Here is a 20459-nt window from a genome sequence, read left to right as displayed (position 1 = left end):
ACCCTTACATGTCCTCTTTCATTGATTTTCGTACTCCAAAAACCTTACCGCCGACCGCGAGTTACTCGCACACTGCGATTGTCCCGGCCAGCGCCAAGACAATTTTCATTTCCGGCCAGGTTCCCATGGATGTGACTGGTGCACTGATCGGTGAAGGTGACTTCAAACGTCAGGCCGAAAAGGTGTTTGAGAACATTGAAATTGCCCTTGCTGACGCTGGTACCACCTTCGACAATGTCGTTAAGCTGGGCATGTATCTGACAGATATGAATAACCTCGGCACCCTCAGAGAGGTGCGGGACCGCTTTATTCAGCTGAAGGCACCACCAACTAGCACACTTGTGCAGGTAACGGCATTCTTCAACCCGGCCATTCTGTTCGAAATGGATGCAATTGCCGTCATCGAAGGCTGACATAACACCGCGGACCCGCAACAGTGTGAGTGAGCACCGGACTGCCATTTTCCTGTTATCTCAGCCAGACAAATGAAGACGAACTGCATAAGTTGGCTGATTAAATTGGAAGATTTTTGTGTGCGGCACAGTCACCCCATTGGCAGGCTTGAACCACTGTAGGCTAAGCAGCGTAGGCCACCCAACCCTTGATGCTGAGCCCCGCATAAAACAGCGATACGTTTGAAAACCCTGCCTCCTGCATCATGGTGACATCTTCTTCCGGCGACAGGATTGAAAGCCGGGTGCCAATGGCCTGTCGTGCGCTTTCAACCTTTGCCGGGTCGGTGCCGTTTGCCAAACCATAGGCGACGTGACGCGCGATCCATTTCGAGCGCTCAGGTTCGCTTTGCAGAAAGCTCAAATGCACCGCTATGAACGGCGCGCCGGTTTTCAGGCGTTTGCGTATTTGCACGAGTGTTTCGAGACGTTGCTGCTCGGCGATAAAGTGGAAGGTCAGTATAGCCGTGGCTGCATCATAAGGCGCTAGTGGCGCATCTTCGATGTAGCCTTCGAACAGGCGGACCCTGTTGTCATGAGCTGCGATCACCGTGTTTGCCAGCTGCAACATGTCGGCCGATGGATCCACACCGTCAAAGGACCAGCCGGCATGGACATCGGCCAGAGCCTTGATTTCCTGTCCACCGCCTGCCCCCAGAACCAGCACACGGCCATCCTGCGGCGTTACTTCCGCCAGTAACAGCGATATCATCCTGTGCAAATCACTGTAGCCGGGGACCTGCCGTGGTGGCCCTTCATTATAGGAACTTACTGCCTTTCCCTTGAACGGGGTTTCCACTTTCTCATTCATGTCCTCACTCCATTCGCATAACGTCACTTTTGTTGTTACATGAATGGATATGGGCACAGCAAAGATGCCTGCCAAGAGCAGGCGTCACGTCTTGCGGGTCAATGGAGCAGATGGCAGGTGGCTGGTTTAAACAACCACTTCCTGATTTTTACGGTCTTCCTGACCGAAAAACTTCAGGTAGCGCTGCACTTCAGACGCTTCTCCGGTTGCCTTTTGGGGATTGTCGGAAAGCTTGACCGCCGGTCTGCCGTTAGCATCGCTGACCTTGCAGACGATGGAGATCGGCTTCAGCCCGGCAATTTCCTTCGGAGCACAACCGGCAAAGTCGTTGGTCAGGTTGGTACCCCAACCAAAGCTCATACGGGCACGGCCTTCAAAATGTTTGTAGGTGTCGATAATTGCATCGACATCAAGACCATCGGAAAAGATCAGCAGCTTCTTTTTCGGATCACGGTTCATCTTTTCCCACCAAGCAATGATCCGTTCGCCACCCTCAATGGGTGGTGCGCTGTCCGGACGGAAGCCAGTCCAGTCAGCAACCCATTCAGGCGCATTCTTCAGGAATGCCGCGGTACCAAAGGCGTCTGGAAGAACAATCAGCAGGTTGCCACCATAAAGGCGGTTCCAGTCCTTCATCACCTGATAGGGTGCAGCGGCCAGTTCCTCGTCATTATTGGCAAGCGCTGCGACCACCATCGGCAGTTCATGCGCGTTGGTACCAACCGCTTCCAGATCGGAATCCATCGCCAGCAGAACGTTGCTGGTGCCGGTAAAGGCTGGACCAATACCTTCCTTCAACGCGTCCACGCACCAGCGTTGCCACAGGAAACTGTGACGGCGGCGGGTGCCGAAGTCGGAGATGCGCAGGCCCGGCAATTCGCGCAGACGTTCGACCTTCGACCACATCTTGGCCTTGGCACGGGCATAAAGAACGTCCAGCGTGAAATAGCCGAGCGATTTCATGGCGCTGCGCGACCGCAGTTCGTTGATAATGGCCAGTGCCGGAATTTCCCACAACGTGGTGTCCATCCAGCGGCCATGGAAATTCAGCTCATACTGGCCGTCACGCTTGGAGAGTTCGTATTCCGGTAATTGGTAGCTGGACAGCCAGGACAGGAATTCCGGCTCAAAAATCTGCGAGCGTCCGTAGAAGGAGTTACCGGCCAGCCAGATTGTTTCCTTCTTGGTCAGACGAAGCGTGCGAGCGTGATCCAACTGATCACGCAGTTCCGCCTCATCGATTTCGTCGGCAAGGCGCACGGTCTTGGTGCGATTGATCAGGGAGAATGTCGCATCGACTTCCGGATAGAGTTTCCAGATCATCTGCAACATCAGAAGTTTATAGAAGTCCGTATCGATCAGGCTGCGAATGATCGGATCGAGCTTCCAGGCGTGGTTATGAACGCGGGTGGCGATGTCCGTCATTGTCATGTCTGCGGCTTCCCTCTTCCGGCCGGGGGGCCGGTTTCCCTCTGCACCGTGAAAGCAAAACTGCCATCACAGTCACTACACAGAAACAGACATACTAAAGTCCATGGGCCGGAAACAAGCCACCAGTAAAGATAAATGGCATCAATAAATCATATCAATTGTAGGCGTCGGACGGATTGATGCCGGGGTACCAGTCTTTTGAGGTCGGATTTTGCGATCCCCAATAGGTCAGCCCGCCGCCCTCGCAGCGATAACCACTTACCGGAAGGTCCTCTTCGAAAATGCTGCGATAGCGCCGCTTGTCGAATGAGCCGGTCTGCAATTCGCTGCGGCAGGTATAACGTACCTTTGGTTTTGCGGTGGCGGGATCTTTTACACCCGGCAGATCGCGGTAGGCATCCGGCGCACTTAACTCGAAGCCGTCCTGATAGATCGTCTGCGCGCTGGCGCTGCTCGATGAAAATCCAATGGTCGCCACAAGCGGCAGTATCGCCCAAACTTTCATCGATATCCCAGCCACGGCCACCACCTCTTACTGCTACGTCTACATCCGCAATATAGGATAGGCAGCGACCATAAACAGGCCGCCTGCAACAACGATTTCGTGAACGGTATAAGCCGCCTTTTACAGCCGCTTGTAGGAGGTCGGAAATTCGTAAAGCCAGCCAATGCGCTTGACGGCTTCATCGAAATTCTCGCGGGCCACTGTCATGCTGTGGCCGTTGGCGTGCAGCAGCGTTTCAGCATCTTCCATGATGCCGACATGTCCCTTCCAGAACACCAGATCACCACGAGTGAGTTCGTCGCGCTCGATCTCAAAGCCCAGTGATTTGACCTGCATGTCGGTATCGCGCAGCGAGGCCTTGCCGGTCATCGACAGGGACAATTGGACAAGGCCAGAACAATCGATGCCGAAGCCGGAGCGACCGCCCCAAAGATATGGCGTCTCGATAAATCTGACGGCAACGGACACATAATCATCAGACACAATTTCACCGATCGGCAGACAGTGCGCCGCAATGACCCCCTCACCTTTTTCAGTCAGAAGATACCGTGTCCCGCGGGTTTCTGCCTCACCGACAAAACGCAGCGTGCTGCCCATGGACAGAGCTGTTACCGGTGGCTTGCGCAGTTCTGCCTCAGGATAGAGAAAGGTTCTGGGTGCAGTGATGCGGTGCGTTGCAGCCTCAAGCTGCCCCAGCGCCGTTTCCGGCAGATAACCGGTGTAACCATCCGTATCGGCCTGCACCCATGCCCAGCCATTTGCGCGTTCAAAAACCCGCACGGTTTCACCGAGCAGAAGTTCGGTGTCTATACCCTTGGCAAGATCAGGCGATGGGCGCAAGGCACAGACTGGCACCGCGATGCGCGCCGGTTCACCCGTCACAAAACGGGTTGCTTCAACCTGCCCCTCCAGCCTTGTATCGGCGAGGTCCGGGCGAAATGCATGTAGGCGACGATCCAGTATCATGGGCGTTTTTCCGGCGTTGTTTGCAGTCTTGCCTGCTCGATAATCATATCGCCAAAATTTTCAAGGAAAAGAGCACCGGTTACAGTCCTTTTGATGACGACGTTGCGCCGGTCTTTTTCGTCGCGCACGCGGTCGATCAGCCCCATGTCGCCCATCGTATCCAAGGCGCGGGTAATCACCGGTTTGGTGACACCAAGCACTGTCGCCAAACCTCTGACGGTGTGTGGCGGAGGAACAAGATAGACATGCAGGAGAACGGCCATCTGTCTTAGGCTCAAATCACGGGCGTCGGTTTCTACCTGTTTCAGGGTTACCCTGTGCCACAGGCCCAAGGCCTCGGAAGCGGAAAATTCGACCGGCAAATATCCCTCCAACTCTCAGGGGTCATGGCTCTGCGCATCCGTTTTCCTTGATTGTGATGATAAACACAACACGCAAAAGCAAAACCGCCGCGGATGTTCTTGCTGACAGCAAGTATCGACGGCGGTCTATTTCACCCTTTTAGCGGGCGTTTTTCCGTCCCCTCTGGACTTGTTTCTTACAAAGCAGAAACCGTGCCAGTTTTGTTTCAAAGTGAAAAGTGCAGTATTTTCAGCATATTGTGCTGATTTACGCCAAACCGACACCGAAATGGCATCGGGCAAAATTTGTGCAGTGCGAAAGCATTTGCCTAAAAAAATCCCGCCGGAGTGCGGCGGGATTTTCATATCAGTCCGTTGCTTTTGAAAAATCAGACTTCCGCAGCCTGTTTTTCTTCCGCTGCCTCATGGGCACGTTCATTTCGATTGTAGCGAATTGAAGACCACAGCGCGATACCGATCAGGGCCGCGCCACCAAGACCGGTGATGACTTCCGGAATGTGGAACAGGCTCTGCATGTACATGATCACCGAAAGGATGAGGATGGCATAGAATGCGCCATGCTCAAGGTAACGGTATTCCGCCAGCGTACCCTTCTCAACCAGCATGATCGTCATGGAGCGCACATACATGGCGCCAATGCCGAGGCCGATGGCAATGATGAAGAGGTTCGAGGTCAGTGCGAAGGCGCCGATGACGCCGTCGAAGGAGAAGCTGGCATCCAGGACTTCAAGGTAAAGGAACGCGCCGAAACCGCCCTTTGCCGCACCCTGCATCATCTGCTGGCTACGGTCGAGCACGCCGCCGAGAACTTCCACCAGCAAGAAGGTCAACAGACCCCAGATTGCCGAACTGAAGAAGACATTTGCTGCTTCAGGACCGAGTTTCGGATCACTGCTGTCTGCAATGATACGCGAAAACACCAGCATGATGACCAGAACGAAGGCGATTTCGATACCCTTGATGGAAGAGTAGGTGGAAATCTTCTCTTCAAGCCAACGCACCCAATGCACATCTTTTTCGTGATCGAAGAAGAAGCTCAGACCGACCATCATCAAGAAGGTGCCGCCAAATGCCGCGATTGGCAGATGTGCGTCCTGCATGATCTGCGCATAACGATCCGGTTCAGTCGCAGCCATGACCATGGCAGTCCATGGACCGACATTGGCAGCGATAACCACGATGAGCAGCGGGAAGACGATACGCATGCCGAAAACGGCGATCAGAATCCCCCAGGTCAGGAAGCGATGCTGCCATTCCGGCGTCATGTCCTTGAGCTTGTTGGCATTGACGATGGCGTTGTCAAAGGAAAGCGAGATTTCAAGAACAGCCAGAACTGCGCAGATGAAAAAGATCGTTGCAGTGCCGCTGACGGTGCCTGTCATCTCCCAACCGAGATAGCCGCCAAGAATAAGGCCAACAACAGTGACGATGAAGGCCCACTTGAAGTAGGAAAGGGTCGATTTTTGAGTGGTGGAGAGGCTCATGTTCAAATCTCTCCGTGAATTGAGATGCTGGCGTGCGCAGCAAAAAACGCCATGCCACAAATGGCACGCGCAGTAAGCGTGGTTGTTGTCTTCATGGGATAAAATCCGCCGGCTGCTTTGCAGGCGGTACCGACATCGCGAGAGCGCCGTAAAACTCTCGCCAGAGGGGCCCGGCACCATTGTTCCTCTTGCCCGATCATAAATTTGTGATACGAGCCTCTATGTACTCTGCCAAGTTTGGGATTTCGTCAAGTCCCCCGAGCGGGCGGCGTATCATCAAAAACGGGAAACAAACCGTTTTCCGATCTATTTCCCGTCAAAACTTGTCCGGCATTTCCCGTTTTACGGGTGTGGCTGCCAAGTATCCTCACACGAGGTCGTTTGGAAATTCGGCAATTGCCTTTTTGCGCTTCAGCGCATTTTCGCGGAAGAAGATGTAGAGGCCCGATACCACGATCAGTGCTGCACCAATCACAATCGACATTTGTGGAATGTCGTTGAAGAAAAGCCAACCAAAGAACACCGCCCAGAGCAACAACGTGTATTGCAGCGGTGCAACGGCTGCGGCATCGGCCAGTTTAAGAGCGCGGTTGACGAGCACATGCGCGCCCATGGCGACAATACCAAGCAGACACAACAACGACATATCGAAGGTGGATTCAAGCGGCACCCACCCATCCGAAGACACCAGCAGTGCTACGGCACCAGCAAGCAACGCTCCGACGATCTGCCAAAATGCCAAAGTGGTATCGGCGGTGTTTCGCAGCTGTCGTCCGGAAATCATCATGAAGGCGAAGGCTGCACTACCAATAATCGACAAAAATGCAGCCGGCGTCAGGCTTGCCGAGCTTGGCTTGAGGGCAATGATGACGCCGACAAAACCGATTGCGATGGCGGTCCAACGGCGCCAGCCGACCTTCTCCCCAAGAATGAATGGGGACAGTGCCGCAACATAGATCGGAGCTGCCAGCCAATAGGTCATCACGTCAGCCAGAGGCAGCGAAATGACGGCGTAATAAAAACAGAAAATTTCGATCGTCGAGAAACAGACACGCGCAAACTGCAGGCCGCGCCGCTCGATGTTCACCAGACCGCTGACGCCGACTTTCCAGAGAATAGGCAAGAGTATGACGATTGCAGCGACGCTGCGGATAAGGATGACCTGACCGAGAGAATAGGTGGAAACCAGCCATTTCCCCATTGCGTCATTCAGCGCAAACATCAGCATTCCCAGCAACATTACGCATACGCCAAGGCTGGATGGAGACAAACGTTGGAAAAATGCGGTCATATCAGGGTCTTTTCATGCAGGAATGGTGTTTTTCTGCCCTACAAGTCTCTTTCCCTGTCGGTTGTGTCAAGGCAGTGATGATTGCCATTCGCAACAAAAGTAATATTTTTTATTTTCCGGCCCGTTGAATGCTAACGGACACTGATTTACTGGCGAAATGTCTGGATCAGGTGAAGTTTCTTTTCTCCTGGGCAATCAGTTCCTGCAAAAACTGCACAACAGTGCGCACACGCACGAGTTCACGTGCCGATTCATGATAGGTTGTCCAGTAGGATCGCAAAATGCTGTGCTGCGGAAACAGTCGGACAAGTTCCGGATATTGCCGCGCTATATAATCGTGCAGAATGCCAATGCCGGCACCCGAGCGTACCGCTTCCGTCTGGCCAATGGCACTGGAGATTTCAAAGGCCGCATCCCAGTCGCGCATGATCTCGCCAGTATAATTGAGCGATGGCGCGAAGATCAGATCTTCCACGTAACCAATGCGGGTATGGTCTTTGAGCGCCTCCAGCTGCGGAGGCGTGCCTTTCGTCTCCAGATAGCTGCGCGAGGCATAAAGGCCGAGTGAATAATCCGTCAGCTTGGCGGACACCAGTCGTCCCTGCTCCGGTCGTTCAATGGTGATGGCAATGTCCGCCTCACGTTGTGACAGCGAAAACGAGCGTGGAACCGGTACAAGCTGTACCCGAAGGGCTGGATAACGGGCGATCAGGGGCCCAAGCCTTGGAGCAAGGAAGGCAACACCGAAACCGTCAGGCGCACCGATACGCACCGTGCCGGCCACCGCTGCATCCACCCGGCCAAGATCTGCCTGGGCGTTCATCATTTCCACTTCCATGCGTTCGGCAGAAACCAGAAAGCGGGCACCCTGCTCCGTCAGTTCGCAGCCATTGGTGCTGCGCAGGAACAGCTGGCTACCGAGCGAAGTTTCCAACGCAGATACCCTACGGCTCAGCGTTGCGTGGTTGACACCCAGCCGTTTTGCAGCGGCCAGAAACTGCCCGGAACGGGCCACACTCAGGAAACAGCGCACATCATCCCAATTCATCTGTCAGCCCTTATGTCGAAATTTGCACAACAGATGATTATTCGAGTCCATTGATTTGTGCAATTCAAAGCGTAATGCTGCCGCCAATTCAATTTGGAGGATCATCATGAAGGAAATCGGTCATTTCATTGGCGGCAAACATGTTGCTGGCACCAGTGGGCGCACATCTGATGTTTTCAACCCGGCAACCGGTGAAGTTCAGGCAACCGTGGCACTGGCCAGCGAAGCTGAAATCCGTGCGGCTGTTGAGAACGCCAAGCAGGCACAACCAAAGTGGGCCGCGACCAACCCGCAGCGCCGTGCCCGCGTATTCTTCAAGTTCGTTGAGCTTCTCAACACCCACCTGGACGAACTTGCCGTTCTGCTTTCCAGCGAACACGGCAAGACGGTAGATGATTCCAAGGGCGACATTATCCGCGGTCTTGAGGTCTGCGAATTCGTATGCGGCATTCCGCATCTGTCCAAGGGTGAGTTCACAGAAGGTGCCGGCCCTGCCATTGACATGTATTCCATTCGCCAGCCTGTTGGCGTTGGTGCCGGTATCACACCGTTCAACTTCCCGGGCATGATCCCGATGTGGATGTTTGCACCGGCCATTGCTTGCGGTAACGCCTTCATCCTCAAGCCATCCGAGCGCGATCCATCCCTGCCAATCCGCCTTGCAGAACTGATGATCGAAGCTGGTCTGCCGGCAGGCATCCTCAATGTCGTCAATGGCGACAAGGGCGCCGTCGATGCCATTCTGACCGACCCGGATATTGGTGCAGTATCCTTCGTCGGCTCCACGCCGATTGCCCGTTACGTGTATGGTACGGCTGCCATGAACGGCAAGCGTGCCCAGTGCTTCGGTGGTGCGAAGAACCATATGATCATCATGCCGGACGCCGATCTCGATCAGGCCGTCAACGCGCTGATGGGTGCAGGTTACGGCTCTGCTGGCGAACGTTGCATGGCGGTGTCCGTTGCCGTTCCGGTTGGTGAAGAGACCGCGAACCGTCTCGTCGAAAAGCTGATCCCGCAAATCGAAGCCCTTAAGATCGGTCCTTACACCGATGACAAGGCCGACATGGGCCCGCTGGTCACCAAGGAAGCGCAGGCACGCGTCAAGGGTCTCATCGACAGCGGCGTTGAGCAGGGCGCAAACCTCTTGGTTGACGGCCGTAACTTCAAGCTTCAGGGTTATGAAGACGGTTATTTCGTCGGCGGCTGCCTGTTCGACAACGTCACGACCGACATGGATATCTACAAGCAGGAAATTTTCGGACCAGTTCTGTCGGTTGTCCGCGCCAAGAACTACGAAGAAGCCATCGATCTGCCGATGAAACACGAATATGGCAATGGCGTTGCGATCTTCACCCGCGATGGTGATGCGGCTCGCGACTTTGCATCGCGTATCAACATTGGCATGATTGGCGTCAACGTACCAATCCCGGTTCCGCTGGCTTACCACTCCTTCGGCGGCTGGAAGGCTTCAAGCTTCGGTGACCTCAACCAGCACGGTACAGACTCCATCAAGTTCTGGACCAAAACCAAGACCATCACCGCACGCTGGCCATCAGGCATCAAGTCTGGCGCCGAGTTCGTTATGCCGACAATGAAGTAAACCAAACGACATCACTGACTTTCCGCGCCCGTAGCATATCAATTGCTGCGGGCGTTGTTTTTTGGAGCTGTGATTGCGGAGAGCGTGATCTCTCCCTCTCGTAATGCGCTTTATGGCTGGCCTTCTGCACGCAGTGCACGTAACATGCTCTCAATCAAGAAAGGTTGGTCCTAACCGGACCGGCCGATAATGGGGTGTTTGCGGGTTATGGTGGCGCGTTTTCTGATCTACCAGCAAAGAGATGTTTTTCGTTAGCGACAGGCGAACATGTCGCATGAACGGAAACAGACCTTTGGTGCCTGAATGGATAATATTGAATACGCAAAGACCTTTTTTAACGAAAATCCCGACATTGAAATTCTGGAAGCCTTTGTCATCGACGTGAACGGTGTTCCGCGTGGAAAATGGATTCCGCGCGAACGCGCGCTGGATATTCTGGAAAAAGGCATGGCCGTGCCGCGCTCCGTTTATGCCCTTGATATCTGGGGCCGGGACGTAAACGCCGCCGGGCTTGCTGAAGGAACGGGTGATCCCGACGGGATTTGTTACGCCGTCCCGGAATCGCTTTCGCGCGTGACATGGCTTGGGCGTCCGACCGCGCAGGTTCTGCTGGCGATGAAAAATGCCGATGGAAATGGCTTTTTCGCCGATCCACGCCACGTGCTGGCGCAGGTGCTGGACCGCTACAAAAAGCTGGGTCTAACACCTGTTGTCGCAACGGAACTTGAGTTTTACCTGATCGATCCTGTGCGCTCTGCCCTTGACCCTGTGCGTCCACCGAAAAGCCGCGAAGGCCGCTGGCATACCGGCCAGACCCAGGTGCTTTCGATTTCGGAATTACAGGATTTCGAAAACGTCTTCCACGAAGTGGCAACGGCATGTCGCGAACAGAAAGTGGCGGCCGATACGACATTGCGTGAAAATGGCCCCGGCCAATATGAGATCAACCTCAACCATGTCCCGGATGCCCTACGGGCCGCCGATTTTGCGGTGTTTCTGAAGCGTATCGTCAAGGGCGTTGCGCGCAAGCATGACCTTGATGCCACCTTCATGGCCAAACCCTATGGCACACAGGCTGGCAACGGCATGCATGTGCATTTTTCCGTGCTGGATCAAAACGGCAACAACATCTTCATCGGGCCTGATGGTCCATCCGATGCACTGATGCATTCGGTTGGCGGACTGCTGGAAAACATGGGAGAAAGCATGGCTGTGTTTGCACCACACGCCAACTCCTACCGCCGCCTGCGCCCCAGCGAACACGCACCAACCTATGCCTCATGGGGATTCGACAACCGCTCTGCTGCCGTGCGGGTAATTACTGCCAGCCGACCTGCCACGCGTATCGAGCACCGTGTCGCTGGGGCTGACACCAACCCCTATCTGGTGCTGGCAATGATCCTCAATGCAGCGTTGACCGGCATGAAGGAAAAGCGCCAGCCCGGCGGCGCTATTGCTGGCGACAGCCACGCAATCAACCACGAACCATTGCCGACGAACTGGGACTATGCGTTGCAGCGCTTTGCACGATCCAGCTTTGCCTACGCGACCTTTGGACAAAGATATCGCACGCTATATTCCGCCTGCAAACAACAGGAGCTTTCCGAGTTTTCGCTCCGCGTAACCGACGTCGAATATGACGCATATATCAGGACGGTGTGACATGAGCATGGTTTCTTCTGCGAGCACAAACCCCGGCCACACATCTTCGTGGTATGCGGCTTCCGCCAATGACAAACATGTCCGCCCTGCCCTTCAAGGCGATGTTGAAGCTGATATCTGCGTGATCGGTGCCGGCTTTACCGGAACGTCGGCTGCCCTTGAATTGAGTGAACGCGGTTACTCCGTTGTCGTGCTTGAGGCCGAGCGAATTGGCTTTGGCGCATCCGGTCGCAATGGTGGCCAGATCGTCAACGGCTACAGCCGCGACCTGCAAACCATTGCGGGGCGTTACGGAAAAGACAAGGCGCTAAAACTGGCAGCCATGTCGCTGGAAGGCGGAGAGATTATCCGCAGCCGTGTGGCGAAATATTCAATCGGCTGCGATCTGGTTCATGGCGGGTTCTTCGCCGCCTTTACCGATAAACAAATCCGCGAAATGGAGGCGCACAAGGCGCATTGGGAAAAACACGGGCATACCGGTCTTGAGATGGTTTCAAAGGCTGACGTGTCGAAATACGTCAAGACCGATCGTTATGCCGGCGGCATGATCGATAAACTCGGTGGACATATTCATCCGCTTAACCTGGTGCTGGGCGAAGCCGCAGCGGTCGAAAGTCTCGGCGGACGTATTTACGAAAACTCACGCGTTACTGCGGTTGAATTCGGTGCAAATCCAATTGTGCGGACGGCAACCGGCAAGGTCACTGCAAAATATGTGCTGGTTTGCGGCAACGCGTATCTCGGTAAATTACTGCCGCAAATTGGCGACAGGATGATGCCGGTGTCGAGCCAGGTCATGGCGACGGAACCGCTGGATGCGGATCTGATCGAGCAGCTTTTGCCTGCCAATTACTGTGTCGAAGACGCCAATTACATTCTCGATTATTACCGCCGCACCTCCGACAACAGGCTGCTTTATGGCGGTGGTATCGGCTATGGCGGGTCAGACCCTGCAGATCTGACCGGCGTTATCCGCCCCAATATGTTGAAGACCTTCCCGCAGCTGGAAAAAACAAAAATCGAGTATGCGTGGAGTGGTAATTTTGCGCTGACTTTGACGCGTATTCCGCATATGGGCAAACTGGCCGAGAATGTCTACTTCTCGCATGGTGACAGTGGCCATGGGGTGACGACAACCCATCTTCTCGGCAAGATTCTCGGTGAAGCAGTGGCCGGTCACGCCGAACGTTTCGACGTGTGGTCATCCCTGCCAAACCTGCCATTCCCCGGAGGCAAGACATTCCGCGTGCCACTGACGGTCCTTGGCGCATGGTGGTACGGCCTGCGCGACCGTTTGGGCCTGTAAATTAGCCCATAAAAAGCGCGTCCTGTTTGCAAGGGCGCGCTTTTCTCATGTCAGGGAATTGAAAGCCGCACCGGACAATGGCCGGGTCGCAAGGCTTCAAGCCTGCTTCAGCCCTTCAAGGGCATTTTCAACAATCACCTCAGGGCTATGGCTGATATCGACGGTCACCACACCCGGTTCACCGGTCGGGTCTTCCAAGGTTGCCAACTGGCTGGTGAGCAATGACAGTGGCATGAAGTGGCCGGTGCGCGCGCCCATGCGCTCGGTCAGCAGCTCAAGCGATCCATTCAGAAACACAAATGCCAGATCACCGTCGCAGGCGTTGCGCAGGCGCTCGCGGTAGGTCTTTTTCAGCGACGAGCACGAAATGACGATGCCGCCTTTGGCAATGCCTTTGCGCAGCTCCTCTCCAATCAAATCCAGCCACGGCCAACGATCGTCGTCGTTTAGCGGAATGCCTGCTGCCATTTTCTCAACATTCGACTGAGGATGAAGGCGATCGCCTTCCTGAAACTCAATGCCAAGCTTTGCAGCGATTGCTTCACCGACCGTGGATTTGCCGCAGCCGCTGACGCCCATGACGACGATTGCTTTTCTCATAACGCACCTGAATGGGAGGAAGGAAAAAATTTCAATTTCGCCTAACACGTTCATAAATGATCGCAAACCCAAAAAAGGTCATTGCAGCAATCATTTTACGGCACGCATTAATTGCTAAAAATGCAAGCATCGCGTTTACCGTTTGTTGGCCTACACTCTTTTCAAAATATTAAAGCGTTGAAAATACAACAATTTTATAAGCGAATGATTTGTCTCGATATGAAACGACGGTTGAACATGATGTCCCGACTTGAAACAAAAATATTTAAAACAAAACAGATTTTACGTGGCTTGACTTCAGACCGCTCCGGAAATTTTGGTGTTATGGCCGCCGTGATGTTACCTGTTCTACTGGTTGCAGCAGGTGGTGCCGTTGATATGTCGCATGCTTTTGCAAAAAAGCAGGAATTGCAGGAAAAAATGGATGCGGCCGTTCTGGCTGCCGTTCTGAAATCTGACGCGAAAAGCCAGCGCCAGGAAGTGGAAAACTTCATGGGCGCGTTTCTGCCGGAAGAAACGAAAGACGGCCAACCCGTTGAAATGAGTTCCGCAGCGGTGCTGACGGTCAGCAACAATCCCGATGGCAGCGTAACCGGCACATTCGCAGATAAATTCAAACCATCCTTCCTGGGTCTTGCTGGACTGAATGAACTGAACATTTCAGTCTCGTCCACCGCGATTGCCGACAAGGCAGACACGGGCGGCCCGTGCATTTACGTCATGGGTAAGCAGAGCCAGGCTGTACTCATCAATTCCGGAGCCAATGTCAAAGCCACCAAATGTGGTGTCGATGTCCACTCCACCAGCAATCCCGCCTTCATCATGAATAGCGGCTCCATCATCAACACGATGCGCTTCTGCGTGAAGGGCACAAATTACATCAAGAATGGCGGCACGCTGACCAATCTTGAAGTGGGTTGCGCCGCAGCTGACAATCCCTATGCCGGCAAGTTGAGCGAGCCAACCGTTTCCTCCATTTGCACAACAAGCGGCACGCGCGACGGTCAGACGCAGGTGATGAAGCCAGGCGTTCACTGTGCAACGACATTTAACGGCAGCCCGAAAATTACATTCGAGCCGGGCCTGCATATCATCAAGGGGCGTATGATCATCAACAGCGGCGCGACCGTTGTAGCAGAAGGCGTGACCTTCTACTTCCCTGACGTTAACAGCGAAATTCGCGCCAATGGTGGCCTGACCTTTACGGCAACCGCACCAACAAGCGGCACCTACAAGGGTATTCTGATGTTTGAAAACACCAGCAATGCCTCCAACAGCAACAACAAGCAGCAATATATCTTCAACGGCTCCAAGGGTGAGCAGCTGGAGGGCATCATCCATCTGCCGAACCGTGACGTGGTCTATAACTCGACCACCAATCAGTCCAACAAGATATCCATGGTGGTCAATTCGATGATCATCAACTCCGCCAACTGGCAGTTGGAGCCCTACAGCTCTGCCGGTTCCAGCGGCACAGTGGGCTCTGTGCGACTGGTTCGCTAACGCCGATAGTCTGACAGTTTGATCCCCGGTCCAGCGCCGGGGATTTTCGTTTGCGACCAACCGGCCAACCGGATGCGACGTCGCGGCCAGTTATTTGCCAGCATCCCTGCCTTCCGGTCTGCTTGTTCTTTTGAGAACAGCCGGCATCAGGAATGACAAAAACAGCAGACGCAAAATATGGTGCGAGCCAACATAGGTGGCATCGGCATGCATCATGATGGCCATGGCGGCCATGGTCTCCAGTCCACCCGGCGCAAAGGCAATCATCACGGCATTCAGGGGCACGCCAGTGAGGTTTGAAATGGTGAGTGCGATGGCGCCGGCAATGCCCACCACTACGATGGTCAAAACGCCACCGGCGATAAAGGCCCGTTTCAGTTCGCCAATCGAAACATTGTAAAATCGTAGACCGATCAGACAGCCGATCAGAATATAGGTCGGCTGGATGGCCCATGGGGGCACAGCACCCGTGGTAAAGCCCGTAATATGGGTAGCAACGGAAACGACCATGCCACCCAAAAGCAGAGCAGCAGGAAAACGCCAGCGGATAAACAGCATGCCGAGCAGCAGTGCGCAGGCAAATGTCACGACAAGCACAACCGGGTTCATGGCGGCGGCCGGTGCGGAAATATCGGTGCTGACGAGATCGAAATATTCAACGATCAGTGGAACGGACAGCGTCAAAGCAAGGACGCGTACACTTTGAATGATGCTGATGCTGGCAAGGTCGCTGCGCGTTTCAGCACTCAGGCTGATAATGTAGCTGAGATGGCCGGGCGATGCGGCAAGCATGGCGGTGGTACGGTCATAACGGAACACGTAATGCAGCAGCCAGTATCCGCAATACAGTAGCAGGACAACGGTAACGACGACCGCGACGAAACTCAAAGGCCAGGATTTTGCGGCGTGGAATATTTCAGGCGTTACGCTGGTGCCCATGGAAATGCCAACAAGCACGAAGCAGGCATCACGGACGCGTTTGGGAATATCAAGTTTGAGGCCGAAAAGTCCGCACATCGTAACGGCAAGTGCGGGGCCGGAAAGAAATGGTGCAGGAATACCTGCAATTGCTGCAAGTGCGGCCCCGGCAGTACCAACGACAACCGTCAGCAGCAGGGTGAGGATCTCTGGTTTGGTAATCACGGCAGGAATACAATCGGTATGTTGCGATGCAAGACAGGCGGATATTCTGATATCAACCTAACGACTATGCCGGAAGATGCGAAGCAGGTTTTGCTTTTCGCCAATAAAAAACCCGCACAAAGTGCGGGTTTCTGAAAATCACTGTCTACGAATTATCAGGCTGCAGGCGCGACAGGCGCAGAGGCCGTTGTCTTTGCCGCAGGGCGCCTGGCTGGCATGTCATCAAGACCGAGCAGGAAGCCAATCTGTGGACGGGCCTTGACCAGATCATCAATCGAATATTCTGCCAGCACGTCAAAGAAGGCATTCAGAGCCTTCCGCAGCGCCGAGTTGAGCCCGCAGCTGTCAACAAGTGGACACTCGACGGCACCATCTTCAAAGCACTCTGCCATGGCAAAGCTGTCTTCGGTGACGCGGACAACGTCAAAAAGGCTGATCTTGTCAGCTGGTTTGCCAAGGCGCACACCACCGTTACGACCACGAACAGTCTCGACCAGACCTGCCTTGTTCAGCGGCTGGAGGATTTTGAACAGGAACAATTCGGATACGCCATAAGCCTTGGCGATTTCCGGGATACGGCTGAGATTGCCGTCATTCGCTGCGCAATACATCAACATGCGAACGGCGTAATTGGTCTGTTTAGTCAAGCGCATGCTGGTCTCCTAACTCTCTTTGTGGAGTTATATAGTCTGTATTTCAGTTTAGAACAATTCCAAGATTGGAAAAAATTCCATTAAATTTCAGAATTGCTGAAATAGCCGTGTTGACCATTCCCTTGAATCATGAACAAACAACTCAACAATGGCAATGTAATGGAGGCTAGGCCAATGGCAAGCGTGAAACCTCGCGTTTTTTGGGCTGCGTTAACAGGATGCTTATTTTGCTCCGGTGTTTCCACAGCTTTCGCCGACGGTGAAGTCAATGTTTACTCCTACCGCCAACCGGAACTCATTCAGCCGCTGCTGGACGCCTTTACCAAAGAGACCGGCATCGAAACCAATGTGCTGTTTCTAGACAAAGGGCTTGTCGAACGCATTCAGGCCGAGGGCGTCAATTCGCCTGCCGATATTCTGCTGACGGTTGATATTGCACGTTTGGTCGAGGCCAAGGAGGGCGGCGTTACGCAGCCTGTGCTGAATGATCCCGTCATTGAAAAGGACATTCCTGCCAATCTGCGCGACCCGGAGGGCGAGTGGTTCGGCCTGACGACACGTGGCCGTGTCGTTTACGCTTCCAGGGACCGCGTGACACAAAAGGACATCACCTACGAGGAACTGTCAGACCCCAAGTGGAAAGGCCGCATCTGCATTCGTGATGGTCAGCACTCGTATAATATTGCGCTGTTTGCCTCGATGATTGCCCATCACGGTGTTGACTATACCCGCGAATGGCTGACCGGTCTGAAAAACAATCTGGCCCGCAAGCCTGACGGTACTGATCGCACCCAGGCGAAATCGATCTTTTCCGGCGAGTGCGATATCGCGCTTGGCAATACCTATTACGTTGGCCTGATGCTGACCAATGACAAGGAGCCGGAAGAAAAAGAATGGGCCGGTGCTGTACGGGTCATCTTCCCGAATGCTGCCGATCGCGGCACACACGTCAATATCTCGGGCGTGGCCATGACCAAATATGCTCCGAACCGCGACAATGCGCTGAAGCTGATGGAGTTCCTGGCCTCTGGTGAGGCGCAGGAAATCTACGCAAAGGAAGTGTTTGAATATCCGGTTCTGCCGGGTGCGCAGCCTTCCGACGTCGTCAAAGGTTTTGGCCCGATAAAGCCGGACCCACTGTCCCTGACCGAGATTGCCGCGCACAGAAAAGAAGCTTCGGAACTGGTGGACGAAGTCGGCTTCAACGAAGGCCCGTCGAACTGACAGGAAGCCTTGACGCACCGCGCCTCAAGGCATTCAGCGGTTCTGTAATTCCTTATCGTAATTGATGATTGCCTCACGCCGTTCCGGTGTACCGGGATGGGTTGAGAGCATGCTCGTCTTGTCGTGATCACCGAACTCTTTTTCCATCAGCGCAAAGAACCGTTCAATCGCCGTGGCATCGAGGCCAGCAGCCCGCATCAATTCCACCGAGCGCCTGTCGGCTTCGGCTTCTGCATCACGTGAATGCGACAGGGCCAGAAGACCACCGCCCTGCGTCAGAATATCTTCCATGGCAGAACCAACGTCACCCGCCACCAGCATGACCAGACCGGCCAAACCGGCTGCGCGGTAAAGCTGGCGCAGACTGTGCTCATATTCGACATGGCCAATTTCGTGGGCCAGCACACCGGTGATCATCTGTAGATCGTCGCCAGCCAATGAAACCAGCTCATCGGTAACGACAAGTGTACCATCGGGCAGCGCAAAGGCATTGGGGCCAATGACCCCGCCCTTGCGGAAGTTCAGCTTGTAATCCTCAGGCGACCCCTCGGCATGCGCTGCGATCTTGGCAAAATCCTGCCGGATCTCATTTTGTTTTTCGTCGGTCAGTTCGCTCGGCGAAAAAGCCGTCCGGTCAAGCGTCTGCATGGTGCTGGCGGACATCAGGCTTGGAACAATTGGTGGCGTGACGGCAACGGCAAGCTCCACCATCGCGGGCAGTGCCAGCCGATAGGTGGCATAGGCAAGGAAAATCGCAGCGGCCGTAATACCGATCAGGCGCGGGCGGAACTGTTCCAGCCAATGGACAACGCCGACACCCTTTTTACGGTGATGGCGCAGTAATGTGTCGACGGCGTCATTATCAGGCGTTTCAAACAGCGAGCCGTCGGGAAAGGTGATTTCCCTGGGAATTGAGCCAACACGCTGGCTGACCTCGACCAGTTCGATATCAGCCTGCACATACACCCTGTTGTCGTTGGCACCATAAACCAGCAGCATGTGGCCACTGAGTTTGAGTTGTGCGGGGTTTGAAATGTTCGAGCGAGCGGCATGCCACTCGCCCGAAACCATGTTCCTGATATCAGAAACCAAACTCAAAGCCTTCCATGTCCATATATTCGGCGCTGACCGCAGCGCCCGTTGCTTCAATGGACGATAGAACTTCGCCTACATCGCCGTCAAAACGAATTGCCGTGTGTTCGACACTGTAACGTGCTTCGCGCACCGCCGCCCAAGGGCGCATCAGACCAAGGCTCAACACACTGACGACGAGGTTTGAAATAACGATCCACAAATAACGGCCGCGGCCAAGGTCACTTTGCAGCTGGTGTTTTCCGTCCAGCAACATGGACGACACGACAACATTGCGCACGCCAACGCGGTATATGATACCCGCGAAGCCATAGATGATGAAAGCACCGAACATTGCGAAATAAATCGCACCCAGAATTCCGGCGGCGGGAGGCGCATCGGTACCAGAGTAAACGGCCATAAATAACATTGTTACGAGCACGCCAAATACACTACCACCGACGACGACCATGACCGCAGGAATGATCCATGCCTTGTAAAGCTTGCCGATCTTCGGATCAGCTGTGAACGGACGGTCGCCATAACGCAGGTTGCCGAAAATATAATTGGTGGCCCAACGGCTGCTGAACGGTGCCAGAATGCCAAAAGACAGGAACGCAACCATGCTGCCAAGCAGGATCGATACAAATGCGCCACCTGCGGTGCCCACAAAGTCAAAACGAACATTACGATAGCTGGTGACGCGTGCGTTAAAACGAATGCTGCGCATGATCAGCCACGGCAGGAAAATAAAGATAACGATCGGTGAAATCAGAGCGGCAGGCGGGATAAGATACGCCAGAACGTTCATGACAATGATGAAACCAAAGGCAATCAGACGGCCTTTGAAAATCTGTCCGCCGGTGGCGTGGTAGCCAAAAGCGCGGCCGTGAAGAACGGTGTTACCATTGAAGTAACGTTTGCGGCGCACCTTTGCCCAGGCGGAATAAATGCCAATTGTCACGATCGTCAGGAGAATGTTGACGATCCAGATGCCGAAATATTCCTTGGCGCTGCCAGTGAAGCTGCCGCGTTCAAAAGCTGCCTGCCTTCCGACAGGAACAAAAGCTTCATTCATAAATTTGTCCTCTCATCCTTGTCTACTCATGCATCGGGCCGGAGAACAAAATGCTTCCCGGCGAGCGCGATGCAAAGATCAATCACTCTGAGTGTCGCTGGATAACAGCCATAAGGCTGAACGACGCTGTCATGTGGTTGCCTGACATTTATCGGGCCGGTCCCCACCACCACACGCTTAAGGTTAGTAAAACCCAAGACGGTTGCATTACTTGAGTGCTTCTGTCTTGTTTTCTTGCTGAATGCAAGAGCATTTTCTAAACGATC

19 protein-coding genes are annotated in these 20459 nt (G+C 54.2%); 6 read left to right on the top strand and 13 right to left on the bottom strand.

Features of this window, described 5'->3' with window-relative positions; translation table 11 throughout:
- Window positions 1-8: 8 nt before the first annotated feature.
- Window positions 9-413, top strand: a complete 405-nt coding sequence (locus ACZ5FM_RS00985) for a RidA family protein (protein WP_275640510.1) — start codon at window positions 9-11, stop codon at window positions 411-413.
- A 163-nt stretch (window positions 414-576) separates the two neighbouring features.
- On the opposite strand, the gene ACZ5FM_RS00980 is transcribed toward ACZ5FM_RS00985, so the two are convergent.
- From ACZ5FM_RS00980 to ACZ5FM_RS00945, 8 genes are all read right to left on the bottom strand, one after another.
- Window positions 577-1263, bottom strand: coding sequence for a class I SAM-dependent methyltransferase (locus tag ACZ5FM_RS00980; protein ID WP_464039463.1), 687 nt, complete (start codon window positions 1261-1263; stop codon window positions 577-579).
- A gap of 126 nt (window positions 1264-1389) precedes the next feature.
- Entirely contained in the window at window positions 1390-2694 is a 1305-nt protein-coding gene (gene pncB, locus ACZ5FM_RS00975; RefSeq protein ID WP_250983501.1) for a nicotinate phosphoribosyltransferase, read from the bottom strand.
- A gap of 154 nt (window positions 2695-2848) precedes the next feature.
- Complete coding sequence (locus ACZ5FM_RS00970) at window positions 2849-3214, bottom strand: hypothetical protein (RefSeq protein WP_250983500.1); 366 nt, start codon at window positions 3212-3214, stop codon at window positions 2849-2851.
- A gap of 105 nt (window positions 3215-3319) precedes the next feature.
- The gene (locus ACZ5FM_RS00965) at window positions 3320-4165 is read right to left on the bottom strand and encodes a C40 family peptidase (RefSeq protein WP_250983499.1); all 846 of its coding nucleotides are present in this window, start codon (window positions 4163-4165) and stop codon (window positions 3320-3322) included.
- A complete protein-coding gene (locus ACZ5FM_RS00960) occupies window positions 4162-4527 on the bottom strand; it encodes a MarR family winged helix-turn-helix transcriptional regulator (protein WP_250983498.1) in 366 nt (121 codons plus the stop codon). The genes ACZ5FM_RS00965 and ACZ5FM_RS00960 overlap by 4 nt, the downstream gene beginning before the upstream one ends.
- A 368-nt stretch (window positions 4528-4895) precedes the next feature.
- Window positions 4896-6011: a DUF475 domain-containing protein gene (locus tag ACZ5FM_RS00955; protein ID WP_259147662.1), complete on the bottom strand. Its 1116-nt coding sequence runs from the start codon at window positions 6009-6011 to the stop codon at window positions 4896-4898.
- Between the two features lie 367 nt (window positions 6012-6378).
- Window positions 6379-7302 carry a DMT family transporter gene (locus ACZ5FM_RS00950; RefSeq protein ID WP_250983496.1) on the bottom strand — a complete coding sequence of 308 codons (924 nt, stop codon included), beginning with the start codon at window positions 7300-7302 and terminating at the stop codon, window positions 6379-6381.
- Window positions 7303-7468: 166 nt separating this feature from the next.
- Window positions 7469-8350, bottom strand: coding sequence for a LysR family transcriptional regulator (locus ACZ5FM_RS00945; RefSeq protein ID WP_250983495.1), 882 nt, complete (start codon window positions 8348-8350; stop codon window positions 7469-7471).
- Between the two features lie 106 nt (window positions 8351-8456).
- Between ACZ5FM_RS00945 and ACZ5FM_RS00940 the strand changes: the two genes are divergently transcribed.
- The 3 genes from ACZ5FM_RS00940 to ACZ5FM_RS00930 all read left to right on the top strand — a co-directional run bounded on the left by ACZ5FM_RS00940 (window position 8457) and on the right by ACZ5FM_RS00930 (window position 12921).
- The gene (locus ACZ5FM_RS00940) at window positions 8457-9953 is read left to right on the top strand and encodes a CoA-acylating methylmalonate-semialdehyde dehydrogenase (protein ID WP_275640505.1); all 1497 of its coding nucleotides are present in this window, start codon (window positions 8457-8459) and stop codon (window positions 9951-9953) included.
- Window positions 9954-10256: 303 nt separating this feature from the next.
- Window positions 10257-11615, top strand: coding sequence for a glutamine synthetase family protein (locus tag ACZ5FM_RS00935; RefSeq protein ID WP_192486891.1), 1359 nt, complete (start codon window positions 10257-10259; stop codon window positions 11613-11615).
- Window positions 11616-11622: 7 nt separating this feature from the next.
- Window positions 11623-12921 carry an NAD(P)/FAD-dependent oxidoreductase gene (locus tag ACZ5FM_RS00930; RefSeq protein ID WP_464040507.1) on the top strand — a complete coding sequence of 433 codons (1299 nt, stop codon included), beginning with the start codon at window positions 11623-11625 and terminating at the stop codon, window positions 12919-12921.
- A 96-nt stretch (window positions 12922-13017) separates the two neighbouring features.
- Here the strand turns inward: ACZ5FM_RS00930 and ACZ5FM_RS00925 are convergent, their stop codons facing one another.
- Complete coding sequence (locus tag ACZ5FM_RS00925) at window positions 13018-13521, bottom strand: gluconokinase (protein WP_259147666.1); 504 nt, start codon at window positions 13519-13521, stop codon at window positions 13018-13020.
- Between the two features lie 204 nt (window positions 13522-13725).
- On the opposite strand from ACZ5FM_RS00925, the gene ACZ5FM_RS00920 reads away from it, so the two are divergent.
- On the top strand, window positions 13726-15024 hold the full coding sequence (locus ACZ5FM_RS00920; RefSeq protein ID WP_464039462.1) for a TadE/TadG family type IV pilus assembly protein: 1299 nt from the start codon (window positions 13726-13728) through the stop codon (window positions 15022-15024).
- Between the two features lie 90 nt (window positions 15025-15114).
- Here ACZ5FM_RS00920 and ACZ5FM_RS00915 read toward each other — a convergent pair whose 3' ends face one another.
- A complete protein-coding gene (locus ACZ5FM_RS00915) occupies window positions 15115-16167 on the bottom strand; it encodes an AbrB family transcriptional regulator (RefSeq protein WP_464039461.1) in 1053 nt (350 codons plus the stop codon).
- Between the two features lie 155 nt (window positions 16168-16322).
- Complete coding sequence (gene rirA, locus ACZ5FM_RS00910; protein ID WP_250983489.1) at window positions 16323-16820, bottom strand: iron-responsive transcriptional regulator RirA; 498 nt, start codon at window positions 16818-16820, stop codon at window positions 16323-16325.
- Between the two features lie 159 nt (window positions 16821-16979).
- Here rirA and ACZ5FM_RS00905 point away from each other — a divergent pair, with 159 nt between their 5' ends.
- Window positions 16980-18044 (top strand): Fe(3+) ABC transporter substrate-binding protein, encoded by a 1065-nt coding sequence (locus tag ACZ5FM_RS00905; RefSeq protein ID WP_405049444.1) that lies wholly within the window; start codon window positions 16980-16982, stop codon window positions 18042-18044.
- Between the two features lie 33 nt (window positions 18045-18077).
- Here the strand turns inward: ACZ5FM_RS00905 and ACZ5FM_RS00900 are convergent, their stop codons facing one another.
- Both ACZ5FM_RS00900 and ACZ5FM_RS00895 read right to left on the bottom strand, forming a co-directional pair.
- Window positions 18078-19136 carry a M48 family metallopeptidase gene (locus ACZ5FM_RS00900; protein ID WP_464040506.1) on the bottom strand — a complete coding sequence of 353 codons (1059 nt, stop codon included), beginning with the start codon at window positions 19134-19136 and terminating at the stop codon, window positions 18078-18080.
- Window positions 19126-20193: a YjgN family protein gene (locus ACZ5FM_RS00895; RefSeq protein WP_275640500.1), complete on the bottom strand. Its 1068-nt coding sequence runs from the start codon at window positions 20191-20193 to the stop codon at window positions 19126-19128. Before ACZ5FM_RS00895 ends, ACZ5FM_RS00900 begins: the two co-directional genes overlap by 11 nt.
- Window positions 20194-20459 lie beyond the last annotated feature (266 nt).

The sequence above is a fragment of the Agrobacterium sp. 5Ca50 genome, from assembly GCF_055381905.1.
Note: the sequence above shows the minus strand (reverse complement) of the source record. Positions and strands in the feature narration are given on the sequence as shown.